At 54.8% G+C, this 21,206-nt stretch carries 15 protein-coding genes; 7 read left to right on the top strand and 8 right to left on the bottom strand.

What is annotated here, in order from left to right; all coding sequences use genetic code 11:
• Window positions 1-450: 450 nt before the first annotated feature.
• Complete coding sequence (locus tag B5F39_RS03985; RefSeq protein WP_087364202.1) at window positions 451-1,941, bottom strand: Synerg-CTERM sorting domain-containing protein; 1,491 nt, start codon at window positions 1,939-1,941, stop codon at window positions 451-453.
• 322 nt (window positions 1,942-2,263) lie between these two features.
• Here B5F39_RS03985 and B5F39_RS14000 point away from each other — a divergent pair, with 322 nt between their 5' ends.
• The 4 genes from B5F39_RS14000 to B5F39_RS04000 all read left to right on the top strand — a co-directional run bounded on the left by B5F39_RS14000 (window position 2,264) and on the right by B5F39_RS04000 (window position 7,988).
• Window positions 2,264-2,599 (top strand): hypothetical protein, encoded by a 336-nt coding sequence (locus B5F39_RS14000; protein ID WP_143330649.1) that lies wholly within the window; start codon window positions 2,264-2,266, stop codon window positions 2,597-2,599.
• 138 nt (window positions 2,600-2,737) lie between these two features.
• The gene (locus tag B5F39_RS03990; protein WP_204245027.1) at window positions 2,738-3,811 is read left to right on the top strand and encodes an alpha/beta hydrolase; all 1,074 of its coding nucleotides are present in this window, start codon (window positions 2,738-2,740) and stop codon (window positions 3,809-3,811) included.
• Between the two features lie 446 nt (window positions 3,812-4,257).
• Window positions 4,258-6,207 (top strand): Dam family site-specific DNA-(adenine-N6)-methyltransferase, encoded by a 1,950-nt coding sequence (locus B5F39_RS03995; RefSeq protein ID WP_087364204.1) that lies wholly within the window; start codon window positions 4,258-4,260, stop codon window positions 6,205-6,207.
• Window positions 6,208-6,218: 11 nt separating this feature from the next.
• A complete protein-coding gene (locus B5F39_RS04000) occupies window positions 6,219-7,988 on the top strand; it encodes a restriction endonuclease FokI C-terminal domain-containing protein (RefSeq protein ID WP_087364206.1) in 1,770 nt (589 codons plus the stop codon).
• 441 nt (window positions 7,989-8,429) lie between these two features.
• Here the strand turns inward: B5F39_RS04000 and B5F39_RS04005 are convergent, their stop codons facing one another.
• Window positions 8,430-9,479: an alcohol dehydrogenase catalytic domain-containing protein gene (locus B5F39_RS04005; RefSeq protein ID WP_204245029.1), complete on the bottom strand. Its 1,050-nt coding sequence runs from the start codon at window positions 9,477-9,479 to the stop codon at window positions 8,430-8,432.
• A gap of 142 nt (window positions 9,480-9,621) precedes the next feature.
• Here B5F39_RS04005 and B5F39_RS04010 point away from each other — a divergent pair, with 142 nt between their 5' ends.
• Window positions 9,622-10,080, top strand: a complete 459-nt coding sequence (locus B5F39_RS04010; RefSeq protein ID WP_087364208.1) for a MerR family transcriptional regulator — start codon at window positions 9,622-9,624, stop codon at window positions 10,078-10,080.
• Between the two features lie 440 nt (window positions 10,081-10,520).
• On the opposite strand, the gene dctP is transcribed toward B5F39_RS04010, so the two are convergent.
• Window positions 10,521-11,528 (bottom strand): TRAP transporter substrate-binding protein DctP, encoded by a 1,008-nt coding sequence (dctP, locus tag B5F39_RS04015; RefSeq protein ID WP_087364210.1) that lies wholly within the window; start codon window positions 11,526-11,528, stop codon window positions 10,521-10,523.
• Between the two features lie 218 nt (window positions 11,529-11,746).
• Between dctP and B5F39_RS04020 the strand changes: the two genes are divergently transcribed.
• Window positions 11,747-13,969 carry a lectin like domain-containing protein gene (locus B5F39_RS04020; protein ID WP_087364212.1) on the top strand — a complete coding sequence of 741 codons (2,223 nt, stop codon included), beginning with the start codon at window positions 11,747-11,749 and terminating at the stop codon, window positions 13,967-13,969.
• Window positions 13,970-14,221: 252 nt separating this feature from the next.
• Here the strand turns inward: B5F39_RS04020 and B5F39_RS04025 are convergent, their stop codons facing one another.
• From B5F39_RS04025 to B5F39_RS04035, 3 genes are read right to left on the bottom strand one after another with little or no spacing between them, the layout of a single operon-like run.
• Window positions 14,222-15,217, bottom strand: coding sequence for an ornithine cyclodeaminase family protein (locus B5F39_RS04025; RefSeq protein ID WP_087364214.1), 996 nt, complete (start codon window positions 15,215-15,217; stop codon window positions 14,222-14,224).
• Between the two features lie 24 nt (window positions 15,218-15,241).
• Complete coding sequence (locus B5F39_RS04030; RefSeq protein ID WP_087364215.1) at window positions 15,242-16,792, bottom strand: BCCT family transporter; 1,551 nt, start codon at window positions 16,790-16,792, stop codon at window positions 15,242-15,244.
• A gap of 29 nt (window positions 16,793-16,821) precedes the next feature.
• Complete coding sequence (locus B5F39_RS04035) at window positions 16,822-18,333, bottom strand: aromatic amino acid ammonia-lyase (RefSeq protein WP_087364217.1); 1,512 nt, start codon at window positions 18,331-18,333, stop codon at window positions 16,822-16,824.
• 181 nt (window positions 18,334-18,514) lie between these two features.
• Between B5F39_RS04035 and B5F39_RS04040 the strand changes: the two genes are divergently transcribed.
• Window positions 18,515-19,393: a LysR family transcriptional regulator gene (locus B5F39_RS04040; RefSeq protein WP_087364218.1), complete on the top strand. Its 879-nt coding sequence runs from the start codon at window positions 18,515-18,517 to the stop codon at window positions 19,391-19,393.
• Between the two features lie 99 nt (window positions 19,394-19,492).
• Here the strand turns inward: B5F39_RS04040 and mnmA are convergent, their stop codons facing one another.
• Together mnmA and B5F39_RS04050 are read right to left on the bottom strand one after the other, a co-directional pair.
• Window positions 19,493-20,527 carry a tRNA 2-thiouridine(34) synthase MnmA gene (gene mnmA / locus B5F39_RS04045; protein WP_239391085.1) on the bottom strand — a complete coding sequence of 345 codons (1,035 nt, stop codon included), beginning with the start codon at window positions 20,525-20,527 and terminating at the stop codon, window positions 19,493-19,495.
• Window positions 20,528-21,112: an HD domain-containing protein gene (locus tag B5F39_RS04050; RefSeq protein WP_204245030.1), complete on the bottom strand. Its 585-nt coding sequence runs from the start codon at window positions 21,110-21,112 to the stop codon at window positions 20,528-20,530. It lies immediately after the preceding gene.
• Window positions 21,113-21,206 lie beyond the last annotated feature (94 nt).

The raw sequence follows: 21,206 nt of genomic DNA on the forward strand, positions 1-21,206 counted from the left end.
AGCTCCACAGCGTTCCGCGCCTGCGGCGCGAAGCGTGCCATACAGCGTTTTCGCCCGCATAGTGGGCCGGCTGCTGAATTATAGTGCTTTAACTTCTACATAAAAACACCGTCGTTCCGCGAATCTTCTGTACCCGATAAAGCGGGGCAGGCTCCGCGGAACCTCCATCCCAAACACAGAGGCCGAATGAAGCGCTATAGCTATAATAAACGGCTACAGGGTATGGGACGGAGGCTCCGCATAGCATGCCCCGCTTTACCGGGCAGAGCCTGCCCCACTTCATTGGGCACCGGGGATTTGTGGGGCGACATAATGTTTGATATAAAGTTAAATTAGTATAAATAAGTATAAATGGATAAACGGATTCAAACGCCCGTAAAAGAGCGCGGCCCAGAAGGGCCGCGCTCTCTGTGAATCTCTTTTCTCTTTTCGATTTTTTGATTTCCGCCGTTATTTCTTCTTCGTGCGAAGAACGAGCGGAATCAGAGCCAGCAGCGCGAGAGCGCCGAAGCCCGCGTTGCATCCGCTTCCGCCTCCGCCGCCGGACGTACCGGGCGTCGGCGGGGTTTCGGGAGTTTCCGTGGTTTCAGGCGTTTCGGGAGTTTCCGTGGTTTCAGGCGTTTCGGGGGTTTCAGGCGTTTCGGGAGTTACCGGAGCGGTCTCGCTCACCGTCACGTTGAAGGTGAACGTTTGTTTGCGGCTGTCGCCGTATTCGCCTGTGGACATGACCGTCGTGTATAAATACGCCGTGACAGTTATCTTCGCCGTTCCGGCGGCGACGCCCGTCACCGTTATGACTTTTCCGCCGGTATAGGAGACTGACGCCGTATCCATTTGGTCGCTTACGGCTTCGACTTTGCGCACCGCGCCGCTGTCGTCGAACGTGTCGTCGTTCGGGGAGGTGGAGAGCGTTATCGCCGCCGTTCCGCCCGGCGCTATTATCGCGTTGTCTATCGACGCGGAGAGCGTCGAGACGATTTTATCTGCGGCATCCTCCGTCGTTATCGGGGTTATGCCTTTACTGCCTCCGGTGCCGTTGCCCCCTCCGCTCAGATTGCTGTTTATGATGTCGGTCTTGAGGAATCCGCAGTTTTTCATAGTAATTTTGTTTTTGCCGTCTCCTACGACGCCGCCAACATAGCCGTTTCCGTTTACATCCCCAAGGTTCATGCAGTCATCCATCCATAACGTGTCATTACATACCCCCAGGATTCCGCCGGTAGAGTTGCGGCCGGATACTTCCGCTGTATTCGTGCAGTTCGTTACATAACCCCAGTTGCTAAAACCGACTATACCGCCTGTGTTATTGCCTCCGGTTACTTTACCGTTGTTCGTGCAGTTGATGGCGCGGCCTCCTCCGCTGTCGTTGCGCCCGAGTATTCCGCCAACGCAGTCGCCGCTGCCAGACACTTCCGCGTTATTCGTGCAGCCCGTTACGGGACTAACGCCAAAACTAATACCGACTATACCGCCTACCCGCCCTGTTCCGGTCACCTTGCCGTTGTTCGTGCAGTTGGAGACGGTACCGCCGCCGCCGATGTACCCGGTTATACCGCCGGTGCGTTCGCCAGAGCCGTGTACTACGGCGTAGTTTACGCATCCGCTTATTGAATTGGCTGCGCCGGTATCGTCGCTGCGCCCGACGATGCCGCCGACGCGGCAACTGCTGGTGTTGGTCGCGCTGACGCTTCCGTAGGCCGCGCAGTTTTCCACCCTCGCGCCGTCGTTTATGTTACCGGCTATTATGCCGACCATCTGATTGCCGGTCATGGCGTATTCTCCGCCGTCATCACTGTAAGTTTCGGCGGTTCTGACGGTCAGGTTTTTTACAGTGCCGCCTTTGACATTTCCGAAGAATCCGATGTAACTACTGCTCGGACTGTGTATCGACAGGCTGCTGACCGTATAGCCGTCGCCGTCGAAGGTTCCTGCGTAGGGCACGCTTTCAGTGCCTATCGGCGTCCAGTTCTGCTGTTCTTCGGGAAGCTGAGAGAGGTCTATATTCGCCGCGAGTCTCGCGTACGCGGCCGCGTTTGTATTGTTGTTTACAATGTCGCGGAATCCGGCGAGATCCGCCGCGGTCGATATTACGTAGGGGTTTTCCGCCGTGCCTTCGCCGCTCAGCGCGAGCGCGGGAACGGACGAGAGAGTAAGTGTGAGAAAAGAGAATAGTGCGAGTAGAAGCGATAAAAATGACCTTAAGTTTACTTCTAAGGGGGGGCTGTCGGTTGTTTCATTTTGTCAAAGGTGAACTCTGTTTTCATTGTGGAACTCCTCCTTAAAAAATTATTTCAATATGTTCATTCTATCACAATTCCGGCGTTTCGTTCATGTTTTCTGCATTTTTCCCGCGGCGGCGCGTCCGGCATATGAAAACAACGCGGATATTCTTGAAAGCCCGCAGACAGAACCGCGCCTGCTTTACAGGAAAACGCATTCTGCACATGGAAGCGGCATGGATTTTTTGAACGCCCGCCGGCGTTTTCGCGCATTCTTGCAAAAGTTACAAAACCGCAACGCGCCGCAACAAAGCGCCGCCGAAACGCAAGATTACGCGGAGCGCGCGTCATACTGCCGCAAGCATCGCGCCGTACAATGACGCCGTGACAGAGAGAGGGACGCGGAACGCGGGAAACGGCGCGCAAAGCGAAAACCTTTCACGGCGCGGCACGGAAATAATAAAACGCCCGGAGCGCCGCGGCTCCGGCGAAAAAAAATACAAAGGAGAGCGAAAGCAATGAACACGATCGGAACGACTGTAATGACGCTCGCCGCCGCTGCGGCGGTAACGGCCTCGGCCTTCGCGGTTCCCGCGCAGGCGGCGGAGAAGGCGAAGAACCCCTTCGGCCTCGTCTACGCCGGAGCGATAACGAAGAACGAGCCCGGCAAGGTCAACATCCACCCCGTAAGCTACGACCTCAACGGCATCAAGATAGCCGCCAACGTCTACACGCCAGCCGGTTACAGCGAGTCGAAGAAATATCCCGCGGTCGTCGTCGCCCATCCCAACGGCGGCGTCAAAGAGCAGGTCGCGGGCCTCTTCGCGCAGCGCCTCGCCGAGCTCGGATACGTCACGATAACGGCCGACGCGGCCTTCCAGGGCGCGAGCGGCGGCGAACCGCGCAGCAAGGACGTGCCCTTCTACCGCACCGAGGACATCCACGGCATGGCGGACTACATCTCGACCTATCCCGGAGTCGATGCGAACCGCATCGGCGCGCTCGGCATCTGCGGAGGCGGCGGCTACACGCTGAACGCCGCGAAGTCCGACAAGCGCTTCAAGGCCGTCGCGACGCTGAGCATGTTCAACAGCGGGCAGGTACGCCGCAACGGCTATATGAACTCGCAGATGGATTCGATAAACGAGCGCATGAAGGCGGCCTCCGACGCGCGCGCGATGGAAAAGGCCGGTAAGATAACCTACGCCGGCGAGGTAGACTTCGACGCGCTCACCGACGAGGCGATAAGCAAGATCCCGACCGACCTCTACCGCGAAGGGATGCTCTACTACGGCAGGACGCACCGCCACCCGAACTCGACCTTCCGTTACGCTGCGGGCAGCCTTATGGAGCTTATGAGCTGGGACGCGGTTGACGGCATCGATCTCATCGACATGCCGCTGCTCATGATGGCGGGTTCTCAGGCCGACTCGCTCTACATGACGCTCGAAGCCTTCGGCAAAGCGACGGGCACAAACGACAAAGAGCTCTACCTCGTCCCCGGCGCGACGCACATCAAAACCTACTACGTCCCCGAGTACGTCAATCTCGAAGTCGCGAAGCTCAAGGACTTCTTCGGCAAGAGACTGTAACGCGGCGAAATCAGTAAAAGCATAAAAAATCCGAAACGGCGGGCCTTCCGGCGAAACGCGGGCGGCCCGCTAGCTCTTGCTGTATAGCGGATTAACCCAGGGCGAAAGAAATTTATGTTAACTCGGCAATCTTATAACCGAAATCGCAAGAGTAAATACAATAAGCTGAAACCGTGGCGCATGTTCTAAATATAGCAATCTAATGTTCCGGCATATGGGGGGGAGGCGCACGATTTATTAATTCCAAAAGAATTACTGTGGGACAGTGTTTTTGTTATTAAATCAATTCACTGTATCAACTCATAGCTAATGTTCAGCGTCTTGTTTGGCTTGAAAAGCTAAGTACTGTGACAAAACCGCAATGAATGCGGCCTGTTTATTGACTTTTATGGTCCGACATCTTATGATACAAAATAAGGATGTTTTAGGATGTTGAGGTGCTTGTGATGAGATTTATCGGAAGCAAAGCAAAATTGCTGAAAAACATTGATATGGTTATATCTGAGAATACAGAGGGGAACGAGAAGACCTTCTGTGATATTTTTGCCGGCACTGGCTCTGTCGCCAGGTATTTCAAGCCGCGTTATGAAATCATCTCAAATGACACGCTGTATTTTTCCTACGTGATACAGAAAGCTACCATAGAGAACAACTCTACACCTGAGTTCTCAAAGCTTAAGAGTATCGGCATCCTCGACCCATTTCGTTTTTTAGAAGAAACACAGATACAAATATTGGATTACAATGATAGCCATTATTTTATAACGAAAAATTATACGCCGCATGGAGGCTGCGAAAGGATGTATCTTTCAAATAAAAACGCGGCGAGAATTGATTTTGTCCGCAACACAATTGAGGCGTGGAAGCGGGAAGGCCTGCTATATGATCTAGAATACTATTATCTGCTAGCCGGGCTTATCGAGGGCGTGCCGTCTGTATCCAACATCACAGGTACTTACGGCGCATATCTGAAATACTGGGACAAAAGGTCATTCAAGGATTTGGAGCTCGCGCGGCTAGATGTTATCAATAATCATAGGCGCAATACAAGCTATAATAGAGACGCAAATGAGTTGATCGGCGAACTGAGCGGCGATATTTTGTATCTTGATCCGCCATATAATTCTAGGCAGTATGCACAGAACTATCATCTGCTTGAAACAATATCAAAATATGATTACCCGGAAATACACGGCATAACGGGGATGCGTCCATGTAATAGCGTAAAATCGTCTTTTTGCATAAAAGGCGAGGTTGTGGAGGCATTTGAGGACTTAATAAACAAGGCTGATTTCAATAATATCGTAATGAGCTATAGCACGGACGGACTTATGGCTGCCAACGATATTGAAAAAATTTTGAAAAGGCACGGAATTGCAGAGAGCTATAAAATGTATTCCGTCCCCTATCGGCAGTATATGAGCAAAAAGACTATGCAGAAGGAATATTTATACGAATATATTTTTTACATAAGAAAGTGTATCTCAAGGAAATCATATTTTGATTTTTGCAAAACGCCCTATATTGGTAGCGAAGTCATCGCCGACACCAAAAAATATATCAAAAGCCCTGTGAATTATATTGGCGGGAAATATAAACTACTTCCGCAAATTTTGCCGAATTTTCCTAACTATATAGGTACTTTTGTAGATTTATTTGCAGGAGGATGTAACGTCACAATCAATGTGAATGCCAATAAAATTATCTGCAATGACATAAATATAAAAATAATCGAAATGTTTCAGGCATTCAGAAACACCGGTCTTTCGGAAATATTGAGTCAAATAAAGGCGCGCATAGTTGAATATGGCCTGTCAAAAGAAAATGAAGATGGTTTTAAACGGTTCAGGGACTTTTACAACGCCACACGAAGCCCCATAGATTTATATACTCTTACTTGTTATTCATTCAATTACCAATTCCGCTTTAACAATAATCTTGAGTACAACAACCCCTTCGGGAGAAACAGAAGCCGTTTCTCCGACAACATGGAACACAACTTGATAGCTTTTGTTTCAAAACTTCAAAGATTAAATATCGAATTTTCGAGTAGGGACTTCGTGCAGATACCGCTTGAATCATTAGCATCTGACGATTTGATTTACTGCGACCCTCCTTACCTCATAACGACAGGAACGTATAACGACGGCAACAGAGGATTCAAAGACTGGAAGCTGGAACAGGAGTCAACTTTGTATGATTATTTGGATGCGGCAAACGCGCGTGGCATAAAGTTTGCCCTGTCGAACGTCATTGAGCACAAGGGAAAAGTAAATGAACTCCTCTCTGCGTGGGCTAGTAAATATAAGGTTATCGATCTGTCTATGAATTACTCAAATTCAAGCTATAACACAAAGAGAGGAGAGAGCCGGGAAGTCTTGATAATAAACTACTAACCCGGAAAACCATGATTTCTATAATCCCTACATATAATAGACGATTCCGCGCTTTTGGTTGGGTGCAAGACCCGAGTAATCTGCGAAGCCTTTGCGATGTTGTTGCCGTGTTTGACCCTTGCTCTGCAAAACATGGTGAGATGATAGACAAAGTTATCCCGAGACTAGTCGCGGAGCAAGATGGGCGTGATGTATTCATCGAGGCACTGCGGCACAAGCCATTGAAACTAAAATATGCGCACCTTGTCGGCACATCATTTACCCCAAGAAGTGCGTCAAGGTGCAATGGTATTATACAGGCGGCAGTTAAGGGGCAAGGGCGGGATTTTATCGGGGACTGGCCCGCCGATAATTTTGTGCGCTGGGCACATTGCTTTGGCTTCATCAAATACGACTACGCAGACGATAGCCTTGAAATAACTGACAGTGGGCTGGAACTTGTGCAGGCCCGTTGCGAGGGAGAAGCGTTATCCGGTAAAGAAAAAGATTTGCTCATAAACGCTGCTTTGGCATATCCTCCAGCAGTAAGGGTATTAAGCTTGTTATCAGAAACGGAAGATACGCACCTCACGAAATTTGAAATAGGACGTCAGTTAGGCTTTATCGGTGAGGACGGCTTTACCAGTATGCCTCAGAAAGTATTTGTACGTTCGTTGGCAAACGCAGAAGCAACAGAGCGTCGCACCATGAAAGCAAACTGGGAAGGTTCATCGGATAAATATGCAAGGATGATTGCGAAGTGGCTTGAAAACCTTGGACTTGTCACACGCGTCCCGAAAGAAATCACGGTTTGGTCAGGCGAAAAGAGCTACACCGATACGATAGCACATTCGTATACTATCACGGCTGCTGGAATTACAGCATTACGAAGGTCCATAGGGAAAAGCAGACATAAACGGATTGTGAAAAACGTATGCTGGGAGATGTTAGCCACCAAAGGCTCAGATAGGGAATACTTACGTACGCGCCGAGCTCTCATTTTAAAATGTTTGTCCGAGCACAAGCGAGGGGCTTCAGTCAGTGATGTTATAAATTTTCTTGCATCAAATGGTTTTGAAGAAAACGACAATACTGTTGCCGACGATATTAGAGGATTACAGAATATTGGCATTGCAATATTAATAAAAGGCGGCGAATATTTATTTGACGATGTAATCAACGATTTTAGCATTCCTATGTCGCAGTCATTTACAAAATCTGATTTTGAAGAAACGAAAGAGCAAATCAGGGGAAAATTATTGCATCTACCGCATGAGTATCTATCGCTTATTGACCTTGCATACGATAGCAAACAGAATCGCCTGTTTGAGATGAAAACGTTAGGCTTGCTGACAGAAGAGTGCGGTTATCAAGGCTTGCATTTAGGAGGAAGCCGTAAGCCTGACGGAATAATCTACACCAGCTCAGAGAAATACAATTATGGTGTAATCATAGATACAAAAGCATATTCCAGAGGTTATAATCTACCCATTTCACAGGCAGACGAAATGGAACGTTATATTGGCGAAAATCAAACGCGGGATGCAAAAATAAACCCAAATAAATGGTGGAAGCATTTTCCTGAAGAGGTAAATGAGTTCTATTTTATGTTCGTTTCAGGACATTTTATCGGTAATTTTAAGGCACAAATTATGCGGATAAGTAGGAACAAAGCGATTAACGGGACTGCCATAGCTGTAGCAAATCTTCTGCTGTGCGTTGAGGCTTATAAGGCGGGGCAACTTACTCACGAGGTAATTAAAACAAAAGTGTTTAATAACGGAGAATTTGAACTATTATAAGACGAAAAATAAAATAAGAAATAACAATATGGGAAAGAGAAACCCCACGTTAGTTTATGGCCTCAACTGTAATGTTATTCATCATATCGTTACTGCCGAGAAGAGCGAAGAGCTTCACGTATTCGCGCTGCTGTAGGCCGCTTATCGCATGTCTGCCGTCGTCAAACGTGCCTGTGTATTGGTTGTTGTTATTCCTTATTGGAGTCCAATTTTAGTCATTAGTGATGCTTATGTCCGTAAGTAATACAGACTCACTCATGGAGTTTGCGTCTGTCCTTCTGTGCCTATGACCACGTCGTGGGAAAATACGAGATGCCCCGTCATGGAAATTTGACACAAGTTGTTCTCGTATGGCGGATGGCGCAAAAAACGCCGCGGCGGGGCGGATTTCCCGTCCCGCGCCGCGGCGATGTCGTTCTGTGCTGTTTCGCGCTTTTTCCGCTACGGCTTCACGACGGCCTTGAGTATCGGGCCGGCGGGGTCGGACAGGCGCTCGAAGGTGTGCTGAAGTTCGTCGAGCGAAATTATGTCCGTCACGTATATTTCGGGGTCGATGACTTTGTTCGCGATGAGCGCTATCGTGCCCTCGAACTCTTCGCGCGTGCAAGAGACGCTGCCGATGAGCTTTATCTCCTGAAGCACGGCGCGGTTGATGTTGACCGGTATCGTCTCCGTTATGCTGTTGCCTATCATGACGACCGTTCCGCCGGGCTTCGAGGCGTCGATGCAGAGGCCGAGCGTGTTCTCCGAGCCGACGACTTCGAAGGATACGTCGAAGCCGCCGCGCGTCGCCTCGCGCATCTTTTCCGCCGCGCTGGGGTCGCCGCCGTCGAAGAAATCGTCAACGAAGCCCGCGCGCTTCGCGCGTTCGATTTTGCGGTCGTCGAGCTTCGACATCGCGACGTATGAAGCGCCGGATTTTTTCGCGAGCTCTGCTATCATGTGGCCGATTATGCCGGTTCCGACGACGAGCACCTTGTCGCCTAGCTTCACGCCGGATTTGCGCACGGCGTGATAGGCTACCATTAGCGGGTCGATGAGTCCCGCCGCGACGTCGGATACCGAGTCGGGCAGGAGATAGGCGTTTTTCGCCGGCCCCGCGAATTTTTCGGCATAGGCGCCGTTGCAGACGAAGCCGATGTAGTTCGTGCCGTTCACGGAGCGGCAGAGATGCTCGAGCCCCGCGCGGCACATGTCGCACTCGCCGCAGTAGAGGTTTGCCCAGAAGACGACGCGGTCGCCTTTCTTGAAGCCGCTCTCGCCGGGCTCGGTCACGACGCCGCAGAACTCGTGCCCCATCATGAAGTCGGGCATCTCGCCTTTGCCCCAGCCCTTTCCGGCCTTCCACATGTGTACGTCGCTGCCGCAGACGCCGCAGGCCGAGACGTCTATGCCTATCTGCCCCGGCTTGACTTCCGGCGCTGGCACTTCCTTCACAACTATGTCGCGCGGCCCCGCGAGCACGGCGGCCTTCATCGTCTTTTTCTCCATTTCGCGCACCTTCCCGTGTTTTTCAGGATTTTTTCATTTTCGTGCTGCGGCGGGCCTTCGCCCTTGACCGCCTGTAATGTGTATCGTATCATTAAAGTTGACTTGAAAGTCAATGTTTGTTTTCGGCTTCGGAGGTTTTGCCATGACGTACACGATTCATCAGGTAGAGAAGATGACTGGGATCCCGGCGACTACCCTGCGCTATTACGACAAGGAGGGGCTGCTGCCGTTCCTCGGGCGGCGCGGCTCGGGCTACAGGGAGTTTTCCGAACTCGACCTCGCGTCGCTGCAGATCATCCAGTGCCTGAAGACGACGGGAATGTCCGTCGGAGAGATGCGGCTCTTCTCGCAGTGGGTGAGCGAGGGTGATTCGACGCTCGGAAAGCGCTACGAGCTTTTCGCCCGCAGGCGCGAGGCCGTCGAACGCCAGATAGCGGAGCTGCAAAAGGCGCTCGAGATAATCGAACACAAGTGCGACTACTACAGGCGCGCCGTCGAGGTCGGGACGGAGAAGCACATGCTCGGCAAGGACAAGCTGCCTTACGCCGAGGAATTTCTGAAATCGCCGGATACGGCGGATGATTCGGTGAAGCCGTCGTAAATCCCGGCGCGCGGCGTATTTTGTCCGGCCGCGCGGCGCAGGCGGGGAAGTCTGCCGCTCTATGCCCGAGATTGAACGGCGTGTTTCAGACGAGCGGGCGGGAACGGCGCTTAAGCCGCCGTATGCGGCGGCAGTCGCGTGACGCAGACGCGCATTTTATAACAATTTATAAGAACGGCACGACAGGCCTTTCGTCGTGCCGCGTCCGTCCGCGAACGCATCGGACGTTGGCCGCGCGAAGATAACGGCAAATCTTATCCGCCGCGCCCGACGCGGCGCACGTCCCGCGAGGGCGCGCCGTTTTTTGAAAAAATACGAGCCGCCGCAGCGCCTTTGGAGCCTGAGGCGCTGCGGCGGCTTTATGCTGCGGTGTAATGCGCTGCGCGCGCGTTCGGCCCGTTTTTATAATCCATGCCGGAGCCTCCGCGCGCGGTTGTTTTTTATTTTTTCTTGTCTTCCCTGAAATGCCTGCGCGCCTCTTCTATGAGCTGCGCTCCGAGCTTCGGCTCGAGAGTCTTCTGTATATGCGCCAGTGCGGCTTCGCGCGCGGGGGCCAGTTCCTTTTCAGTGTATTCGAAGACCGTCATGCCGTTCTTCTTCATGCGCTCGACGTTCAGCTCGTCGTTCTCGCGCGCCGTCTTGAGCGAGCGCTTAGAAGCCTTCGCCACTTCGGAGTAGATTATCTTAAGGTCGTCCTCGCCGAGCTTGTCCCACGTCTGCGCGCTCATTAGGTACGCGAGGGTCTCTATGGTGTAGTTGAGGCTGTACCAGTATTTCACCGTCCCCTTTAGATCGGAGGTGACGGCGCCCGTCGAGATGCCTGTCACGGCGTCGCACGAGTCCTCCTGCACCGCGGCGGCTATCCCGGCGTATGGCAGCGAGACCGTCCTGTAGCCCTGCGATTTGATTATCTCGGGATAGACGGTCGTCAGCGGCACGCGGGCGAGCACGCCCTTGTTGGCGTCCGGGTCGAGCGGGTTCTTTATCCTCTTCGTCGATGCGATGCCCGTCATGCCCTCTATGTGGAAGCCGAGGAACTTGACGCCGAGGCGCGTGTTGTACTCGGAGATCTTCCTGGCGAGCCAGCCGTCGGGAGCGAAGTCCTTCGCGGCCTTCTCGTAGCTCGGGAATATGTTGAGGTTGGCGAGCTCGAGGCGCGGGTCGAACTCTCCGGAGTTCGTGATGAGCGCCATGTCGATCCTGCCCTTCATAAGGTCTTCGTATACGAGCGTGTAGTCGCCGAGTTTGTTGGCGGGGTAGACCTCTATCGCGATCCTCCCTTGGGTGCGCTGGTTGACGCCGCCGGCTATGTCGCGCATCAGCTTCGTCGCGTAATGCCCGTCGGGGAACTGTCCCGCGAAGCGCAGCGTCACGTCGGCGGCCTCGGAGCAGGGCGCGATGAATACAAGGAGCAGAAGGGCTGACAATAAACCTTTGAGACTTCTCATGGCAAAGACCTCTCCTTTTTATTTGGTATTGATTTGACGCCAGTTTTATTTATCCGCCGTTTGTACCATTGTTTTTACATTCAGCGGATTGGTTCAGTAAAGTTCTTTCTCATTGTAACATGAATTTTTGCGCCGCGCCATAGCGCGCCGTGAGCGGCGTGAAATTTTCGCCGAGCCGTTGTCTCTCCAAGCGAGAAATATTACAATGTAAAACGGATATGGGTTCTGTCGATACGGAATCGGAAAAGGAGCTTGAAGTCATGACGAAAAGTATAAAGACCTTAGCCGCCGTCCTGCTCGCCGCGGCGCTCTTCGCGCCGGCGCGCGTATACGCCGCCGTCGCGCCGCTGAACCCCGCCTATGTCGAATACATGCGCGGGGCGGAACAGGCGAAAAACGGCGCGAGAAGCCTCGCCGCGGACGGCTCTGCGGAGGAGCGCGCCTCCGGCTACGTCCCGTCGCCGCTCAACTGGTCGCACCTCGCGGGCAGGACATGGAGCCTGCCGCGGGAAAAGGAAGCCGCGCGCGGGACAGAAACGCCGTCAGCGCGCGCCGCGGCGAACGACGTTTCGGAGGCTCTGCCCGCGCGTTACGACTTGCGCGAAGAGATGCCGCCGGTCAGAGACCAGACGTATTTCAACAACTGCTGGACGTACAGCGCCATGGCGGCGACCGAGTCGAACCTCATAACGAAAAGGCTCGCCGGGACGGACATAGACCTCTCCGAATGGTATCTCACCTATTACGCGCTCAACCCGTGGAAAGACATGGCGTGCTTCACCAATTCGTCAGGAGCGCCGTATTATGATATAGGCGGCAACGACTGGAAGTCCGTCGCGCTGCTCTCGCGCGGCACCGGCTCCGTCACGACGGCGAAAGCGCCTGACATATCAAGCGCGGGCGGAGACTTCAGCGCAGTCTACGCGCCGGCGCCCGCCGCGCGCGACTACAAGCTCACGGGCGCATACTACCTCGGAGACAACGCGGTCTTCGAAGTCCGGCTCTCCGCGGAGCGGCGCGATATGATAAAGCGCGCGATAATGGAGTACGGCGCGGTCTCCGTCGGGATAAACATGGGGGCGAGCTACAACTGTTATAACAGACAGACTGCGGCCTATTACTCCGGACTTTCGTACGACCCCAGCTGGGTAAACGGAGTGCCGACCGACCACGCGGTAACGATAGTCGGATGGGACGACGGCTATTCAAAAGATAATTTTATAAGCGACAACCGGCCTGCAAACGACGGCGCGTGGATAGTGCGCAACAGCTGGGGCGAAATTTTCGGCGACGGCGGATACTTCTACGTCTCCTACGAAGAAGGCACGCTCTGCGACGGCGTCGCCTACGAAACTGAAGAGGCGCGCGGCGGCGAAAACGTCTACCAGTACGACGACCTCGGCTGCATCGGATGGTACACTCTGGACACGCTCTTCCCCAGCGTCGGCGGCGCGAAGGATGTGCAGTATTTTGCAAACATCTTCACCGCCGAGAGCAGCGACGCGATAAACGCCGTCGCCTTCTACGCCGCCGACGAGCGCATAAGCTACGAAATCAGCGTCTACACGGACTGCGCCGGCGATTTGCCTGTAAGCGGGCGTCTTGCGTGGACGGGGACTGCGGACTCGCTCGTGCCGGGCTACAATACGGTGACGCTCGGCGAGCCCGCCGAAGTCGCCGCGGGGACGAGGTTCTCCGTCGTAGTCAGGGCCGTCAGTCCTGGCGGCGACTGCACCTATGCCACGATCCCGACCGAGTACGAGATAAAAGGCTATTCTGACGGCGCGTCTGCGAATCCCGGCGAAGGCTGGTTCTCCGTAGACGGGGAAAATTTCTACGACGCGATGGAGGTCGGCGAATCAGAAGGCTACGACAACCTCAGCGTATGCCTCAAAGCCTTCGGCGAGCGCATATACACCGCCTCCGACGCGCCCGTAAGCGTGACCGGCGGCGTGACCGCGGGCGGCTCCGTCTCCGAAGCGAGCGCTTCGAATATATCCGGCGATGAAAATTCAACGGCGCAGGACGGCGTGCTGGCGGCGCTCAGAGCCGAAGCCGTGAGCGGCGTGGCCGCCGATAAAAACGTCGCGCTGCTCGGCGCGTTCAGGCTGAACGCAGAGCACTCGGGCGGCTCCGCGAGATTCTCGGTCGAACTCGCCGAACCGATGAGCTTCGAGGGCGCGCCTTACGTCATAATCCAGAACCATAGAACAAATGCCTATTGCGCCTTCGCCGCAGAATACTCCGGCTCGTCGCTCTCATTCTCCGTAGACGCGCTCGATGACTACTTTTCGTCCGCGACGGTAGTCGTAGCCGACGTAAGGGAAAGCTCCGCCAGCCAGTCCCGCTCAAGCGGCTCAGGCGGCGGCTGCTCCGCCGGCGTTGGCGCGTTCGCCCTGCTGGCGGCGGTTCCGCTTCTGCTGCGCCGCGTGAAGAGATAAAAGCCCGCGCCGCGCGGGACGCGATGCCTTGACAGAAATGACGAACGCCGACGCCGCCGTTGAATCGTCGGGGGCTGACGAAGAGCGGCCGGCGTTCCGAGTCCCGGCGCGAACGGGGCGCATGGCCGTTTAACCATTTAGCGCTCATAAAGCCGCACGGCATACGGTATGAAATCACGGCAAAACAAAGAGCGGCGCGTCCCCGTCCGGGGATCGCGCCGCTCGTTTCGCCTTTAAGCCGTACCGGCGGGGCTAGCGGTAGAAGAGCTTAGTCCCTACGCCGTTCGCCAGCGCCTTCTCGTAATAGAGCTGACCGAGCGCGATGTCGTTTATCGACAGGCCGCGGTGCCAGAAGAGTATCTTCTCATCGTCGTTCTCGCGTCCCGGCTTCTTCCCGGCGACGATCTCGCCGAGCTCCGCGTACAGGGTTTTCTCCGTGAGCTTTCCGGCTCTGACGTGCGGACTGAGGCTTCCCAGCTTTCCGCCCTCCTTGCACTGTCCCCAGTCGTCAACGACTATCTTATCCATCACGTCGGTCAGAGTGATTTCGTTCGCGCATATCGTCCCGTATGGCACGACGAAATTCCCGGGGCGCACCCATTCCGTTTTAAGCAGCGGCTGCGGCTCCGTCAGGCGCGTCGCCTCCACCATGATGTCGGCTCCCTTGAGGCACTCCTCGGAATCCTTAGCAATCGTTATCTTTTTATGCAGCCTGGCCTCCAGAGCTTCCGCGAAGGCCTCCATAGACTCGCGCCTTCTGCTGTTTATGCGTATCTCGTCGAAGTCGTAGAGATGGTCGAGCAGCACGACGTTCCAGAACGCCGTCCCGCGGCAGCCGAGATGCCCGAGCACTTTGTTCTTTTTTTTCGCCAGGTACTTCGCGCCTATCGCCGTGATCGCGCCGGTGCGCATCGAGGTGATAGCCGTCGCGTCGATGACCGCGTAAGGCGCGCCGGTCTCGGGGCTGAAAAGATTCAGCATCGACATCTCGGAGGGAAGTCCGAGCTTATAATTGTAGACGTAATCCCCGACGATCTTCACGCCGACCGCGTGCTTCGGCGATATATAGCCGCGAAGGACGTTGAAGTGTCCGTGATATTTCTCCTCCGGGTGAATGTGTACGCGCGGCTCGATAGACGTCTCGCCGTTCCCCTGCGCGCGCAGGCTTTCCTCCACCGCGCCGAGGATTTCGTCGTTTGTAAGCGCGAGCGTTTCGATGTCGCGGGAATTTAAGTATAAAATGTCCAAATGTATCTCCCCTATTACTGTTTATTAGTCTTCAAGTTTGGACATGAAGAACACTTTTAAGAAAGAGGCTACCTGCAGTATGAACACGCCGAGCACTATGAACGCTCCGACGGCGGAAAGCTGTCTTACCCCGTCGACTCCTCTTACACCGCCGGCGAGAGCTCCCATAATGACCGACATGGAGCCGATGATGACGCCCCAGATTACCTTCAGGTAGTTCGGCGCTTCGTCGTTTATGCTGCTGTCATTCTGAGAGACGCAGAGCGAAGCGAGCGTGTGTGTAATTGAGTCCGCCGCAGTCGAGAAAGAAAGCACGAGCGTGATCATGACCACCGGGATAAGCACGACGCCGAGCTTTAGCGGCAGGTGGCTCAGGAAGCCCCACACAGCGGAGACCGCGCCGTTGTCCTTGAGTATCTGCACGAGATCGACGACCCCGTTCATCTGCCAGTTGAGCGCAGTGCCGCCCCATACGGAAAACCAGACGAGCCCGAAGATAGAAGGCAGTATCCAGTTGATTATCATAAACTCCCTTATCGTGCGCCCATAGGATATTTTTGCGAGGAAAAGCCCCATGACGGGCGCGTAGGCGACCCAGACGGTCCAGTCGAACAGAGTCCACCATACGGTCAGCGCTTCGCCGCCGATGTCTACTGGGTCAAGCCCCCACAGCCAGAAGTTGTCGAGCCACACGGCGAGGCCGAGGCCGAGCGATTTGCATATATCGACGATTGGGCCAGTAAAGAACAGGATTATAAGCAGCGCGTAGAATATTTTGCTGTTGAGAGTGGCGAGTTTCTTTATGCCTTTGTCCAGCCCGAGGTAGGCTGCGCCGGTAAAGAGCGCGGTTATAGCTACGCCGAGTATTATCCATAAAGTGATAGTCGAGTCTATGCCGTAAATGACTTTAACGCCGGAGAGTATGAAAGCCATCCCCGTTCCCAGGCCGCACGCCATGCCGAGGACGATGCCTATGGTGCATAGAGTGTCAAGAATGCTTGAAACCGTGCTGTTGTACGCCTTCTGTCCGAAAAGCGGTGTAAGCGTCGCCGCGACGGAGAATTTTTCTTTTTTGTTGTAGAACAGATAGGCCATCAGGACGCCGGTGACGCCATAGAATGCGTATGGGACGAACGACCAGTTGTAGAAGCATCTCGCTATCGCGAAATGCGCGGCCTGCGCGCTGAGCGGTTCTATACCGAGCGTCTCTAGCTCGCCGTAGACGTTGCCGAAATAGACCATTGGCTCGTTGATTCCCCAGTTTACTATGCCGACGGATATTCCTCCTGTCAGAGCCATCATGAACCAAGTGTGGAACGGATATTTGGGCTGAGCGTCCCTTCCTCCTATCCTTATATTGCCGGTTTTCGAGAACGTCACGAAAAGTACGCCGAACAGGCATATCATGGCGACCATCTGGTACAGCCAGCCGAAGTTGAGAAGCGAGAAGCTGAATATAGATTTGCACGTGGCCTTAAGCCATTCATTTTTAAATATACCGACTATAACGGCTGTCGCTGTAACTAAAAATGCCGGGACAAAAACGCCCTTTCTCAAAGAAACCTTGTCAGACATCAAAAATCCTCCTTATAGAGCCGCTCTCATCAAAGGCCGAGAGCTTCTTTCAGAAAATCGCCGGATTCGAGCAGGCGGCGCACATTTTCTATATCGTCGCTTAATACCCTGTCGTCCCTGCCGTAGAAGGGCATTACCTTACGAAGCGCGGCGAGCCCTTTCGACGTCGTCTCGCCGTAGCGCGCTCCGCGCAGGTCCATCGCCTGTCCCGCGTGTATGAGCTCTATCGCCAGCACATAGAAAAGACATTCGAGTATTCTTTTCGTTTTCTGCATTACGAGCGGCGCGTTGGTGCATATATCCTCCATGTCCCCGGCGAGCGCGAAGGTGTCCATGCTTATCGGTGCGGCGAGAAGCCGTATCTCGGCGTCCATATTCGCGTAGATTTTCTGTATCGTGGAAAACGCGATTGTGGAATCGTCCGGCGTAAGATGGCGCGAAAGCTTCGTGAAATTCGGCGACGCCAGCTTGATGCTTCTGAGGCATGACAGTTTTGAGACGTGAGACATTGCGACGCCGAGGTTCTCGACTCCGAGCACCCAGCACAGCGGGTCGAAGTTGCCGCATGACGTTATGTCGCGCTCTTCCATCAGCAGGCATGGATTATCGTCCGACGAATTAAGATGTATCTCAAGGTTTTCTGCCGCGTAGGCGAGCGCCGTGCGGACCGCTCCGTGCACCTGCGGAACGCAGCGGAAGGAAAGGGGGTCCTGCAGCGGACGTTCCGGATCGCTCTCATAAAGATAGCTGTTTTTCAGGTATTTCCTCATGCGCGCCGCCGTCTCTATCTGCTTGGGATAGCGGCGGACCTTGTGCGCGCCCTCGCGAAGTGCGGACACGTTGCCGTTGAGCGCTTCGAGCGACATGCCGGCTATGAGGTCGGCCGAATCGAGCAGGTTTTTCGCAGACGCGAGCACAGAGCATGCGAGCCCCGCCGAGAGCGCGTTTGAGCTCAGAACGGCGAGCCCGTCCTTTTCGGCGAGCGTTATCGGGCTGAGACCTTCCTCCCTGAAAGCGTCGCGTGCCTGCGCCGTTCCGTCCTTGTAGAAGACCTTCCCCTCTCCCATGAGCGCCAAACCGAGATGGGACAGGTTTACTATGTCCGCCTCGCCGACGGAGCCCTTCGACGGAATGAGCGGTACGATATCGCGGTTCAGCATATCGCGCATCATAAATGCGATTTCCGGGCTGAGCCCCGTGCACCCGCACAGAAGATTGTTCAGCCGCACTACGACGGCGGCCCTGGCCTCTTCTTTGGAAAGGTACGGGCCGACTCCGACCGCGTGCGAGTGCATCATATTGCTGTTGAATTGGGCGATGAATTCCTTCGTAACTTTTTTATCCTTGTTCCAGCCGACGCCGCGATTGCAGCCATATATAGGTATTCCCTTATTCGAGAGCTCAAAGACAAGCTTTCTGGATTCCGCCAAGAGCTCAGCCGACGACGGGCTGATTTCGACTGCGGCTTTGCCGCAGGCGACGGCGCACACTTCATCAAGCGTCAGACTGTGTCCGTCTAACACGATAGTTTCCAATGCCATTCCTCCAATTTCCCCTTTTTCAAAAACTCGCGAATTTTCGGGTCAACTGCCGCGGCTCGCAACTATGTGCAAAATAGCGCTATCTATTTATAATCTACGCCATTGACTAAGCTTTGTAAAATAGTTATATTCACTCATAACATAGGTAAAAGGCAATAATAAAAAGGGACAGTGCGCGGATATGCCTATAACTATCAGGGACATAGAGATTTTTCTCGAGGTTGCGAGATGCTGCAACATGACGGCGGCGTCGAAGAACCTGTATATAACGCAGCCGACCGTCAGCCAGGTCATCGTCGGCATCGAAAAGGAGTACGACGTCAAGCTTTTCGAACGTCGCAATAAGAAGATATATCTCACCGAGCAGGGGAGGACCGTCGCCGCCGAGGCGGAGAAGGTCATGCGCGCCTACCGCGGGCTTGAGAACGTCTTCCGCTTCGCGCGCGAGGAGACGATACGCATAGGGACGAACCTCATCACCTCGAGCAGCATATTCAACGATATTTGGTCGAACTATCATAAAATCTGCTACAACGTGAAGACTACGATAGTGATCGAGGAGGATTTCTGGCTTAAGAACAAGCTGGCCGACGGCGAGCTGGACTTCGTGCTCTCGCAGAACCGCTACACCCACAGCGACATAAGGAGCGAGGTGATAGCGGAGGACGAGTATGTGCTGATATGCCGCCCAGGCTGCGCGCTCGGCGGGCGGCGTTCCGTTTCTATGAGCGATCTGAAGAGCGAGACTGTCATCATGCGCGAGACCGGCAACCCGACGCGCGACCTTTTCGACCAGATCAACGCGGAGCGCGGGCTCGGCCTCACAATAAGCTGCGAGTACAAGAATATCGACATAATCAAGGAAGAAGTTATAAAGGGAAAGGGCGTCGCGGTCATCGCGAGCAGGCTGGTCGCCCGAGAGCTCGAGCAGGGGCTTCTGCACGTCTGCGAAATCGACGACCTAAAGGAGAAGCGTTACTTCTACGTCAATTATCACAAGGATTTGAAGATGAAGCCGCATCTTAAGACTTTTATAGAGGTGTGCAAGGCGGCTTCATAGGCTGACGCGTCCGGCGGCTCCGGCGCGGCTGAAGCGCTGCGGAAAGCCTCGAAAGCGGCGCGGGTTTCCGAGCTGGTGCCTCTGCCCAGCGCCGCTGGGCTAATCTATCACGCCGCCGCCTACGACGTAATCTCCGTCGTAAAACACTACGGACTGGCCCGGCGTTATCGCGCGCTGCGGCTCGTCGAATTCTATTCTGATTTTATTCTCTGAGATCTGTTCCACCGTCGCCGGCTGCTCCGGCTGGCGGTAGCGGGTTTTCGCGCGGACGCGCATGGGGCGCGGTATTTCCGGCACGGCTATGAGGTTTGCGCGCGAGGCGGTGAGCGTCTTGGCGTACAGGCCGCTTTCGCGGCATAGCGTGACTGTGTTGTTGCGCGCGTCTTTGGCGCGGACGTAGAGCGGCTCGCGCAGCGAGAGACCGAGGCCGCGGCGCTGGCCTATCGTGTAGCGTATCAGCCCCTTGTGTTCGCCTATGGCGCGTCCTGCCCCGTCTATGAACTTTCCCGGCACGTCGGCGCGTCCCGTCGTTTCGCGGATGAAGGCGGCGTAGTCGCCGTCCGGCACAAAACATATGTCCTGGCTCTCTTTTTTGTGAGCGTTCGCAAATCCCTGCGCTTCGGCTATCGCGCGCGTCTCTTCCTTGCCGAGCGCGCCGAGCGGCAGCAGCGTGCGCGAGAGCTGCTCCTGCGTCAGCGTCCACAGCACGTAGCTCTGGTCTTTTTTTTCGTCGGCTCCCTTGCGCAGAAGCCTGCGGCCCGAGGCCGCGTCGTTTTCCACGACCGCATAATGACCGGTCGCGATGTGGCTCATGCCGAGATTTTGTGCGAGTTCGAGGAATTTGCCGAATTTCATAGTTTTGTTGCATTCGACGCACGGGTTCGGCGTGAGGCCGGCGCGGTAGGACTCTATGAAGGGCCTTATGACGTTTTCCCGAAATTCCGCCTCCAGCGGGAAAACGTGGAACGGTATGCCGAGGCGGGCGGCGACTTCGCGCGCGGCCTCCTCTTCGGCGCTGTGCGCGAGCAGGCGCATTATCGCGCCGGCGCACTCGTCTCCGCCGTCTTTTATCAAAAAAGCGGCGACGGAGCTGTCCACGCCGCCGCTCATGGCCGTAAGGACTTTACGCGCCAATTATTTCATGCTCTCCATTTCCGCCGCGACCGCGGGTTCGGCGGCGCGCATCGCCTCGAGCGTCTTTTCGAGAAGTTCGTCGAGCGGCCAGCCGAGCATCTCCGCGCCCTGGGCTATGACATCGCGCGAGCATCCGGCGGCGAATTTCTTGTCTTTGTATTTTTTCTTGAGGCTCTTGAGCTCCATGTCGGATACGCTCTTCGACGGGCGCATGAGCGCGGCGGCCCAGATGAGGCCGGTGAGTTCGTCCGCAGCGAAGAGCACTTTTTCCATGAGGTGTTCGGGCTTTATGTCCGAGCAGGGGCCGTAGCCGTGGCTGCACACGGAGTTGATGAAGCTCTCGTCCGCGCCGATCTCGCGCAGCAGCTCGGGCGCTTTCTTGCAGTGCTGGTCGGGGAACTGTTCGAAGTCCACGTCGTGCAGCAGCCCGACGAGCGCCCAGTGGTCGGCCTCGGCGGCGTATCCTAGCTCGTTCGCGTACCAGCGCATGACCGCCTCGACGGTGAGCGCGTGCAGCAGGTGGAACTCTTCCTTGTTGTATTTGCGAAGCAGACCGACGGCCGCCTCTCTTGTGATTTCTGCCATGACTATCCCTCCGTTTATGTCATGCGGATAATTATAGTTTTTCCGGCGCGCTCGCGCAAACCGGCGCGAATGGATTTCCGCGCTCGCCCGTTTC

The organism is Cloacibacillus sp. An23 (genome assembly GCF_002159945.1).
Classification (GTDB): domain Bacteria; phylum Synergistota; class Synergistia; order Synergistales; family Synergistaceae; genus Caccocola.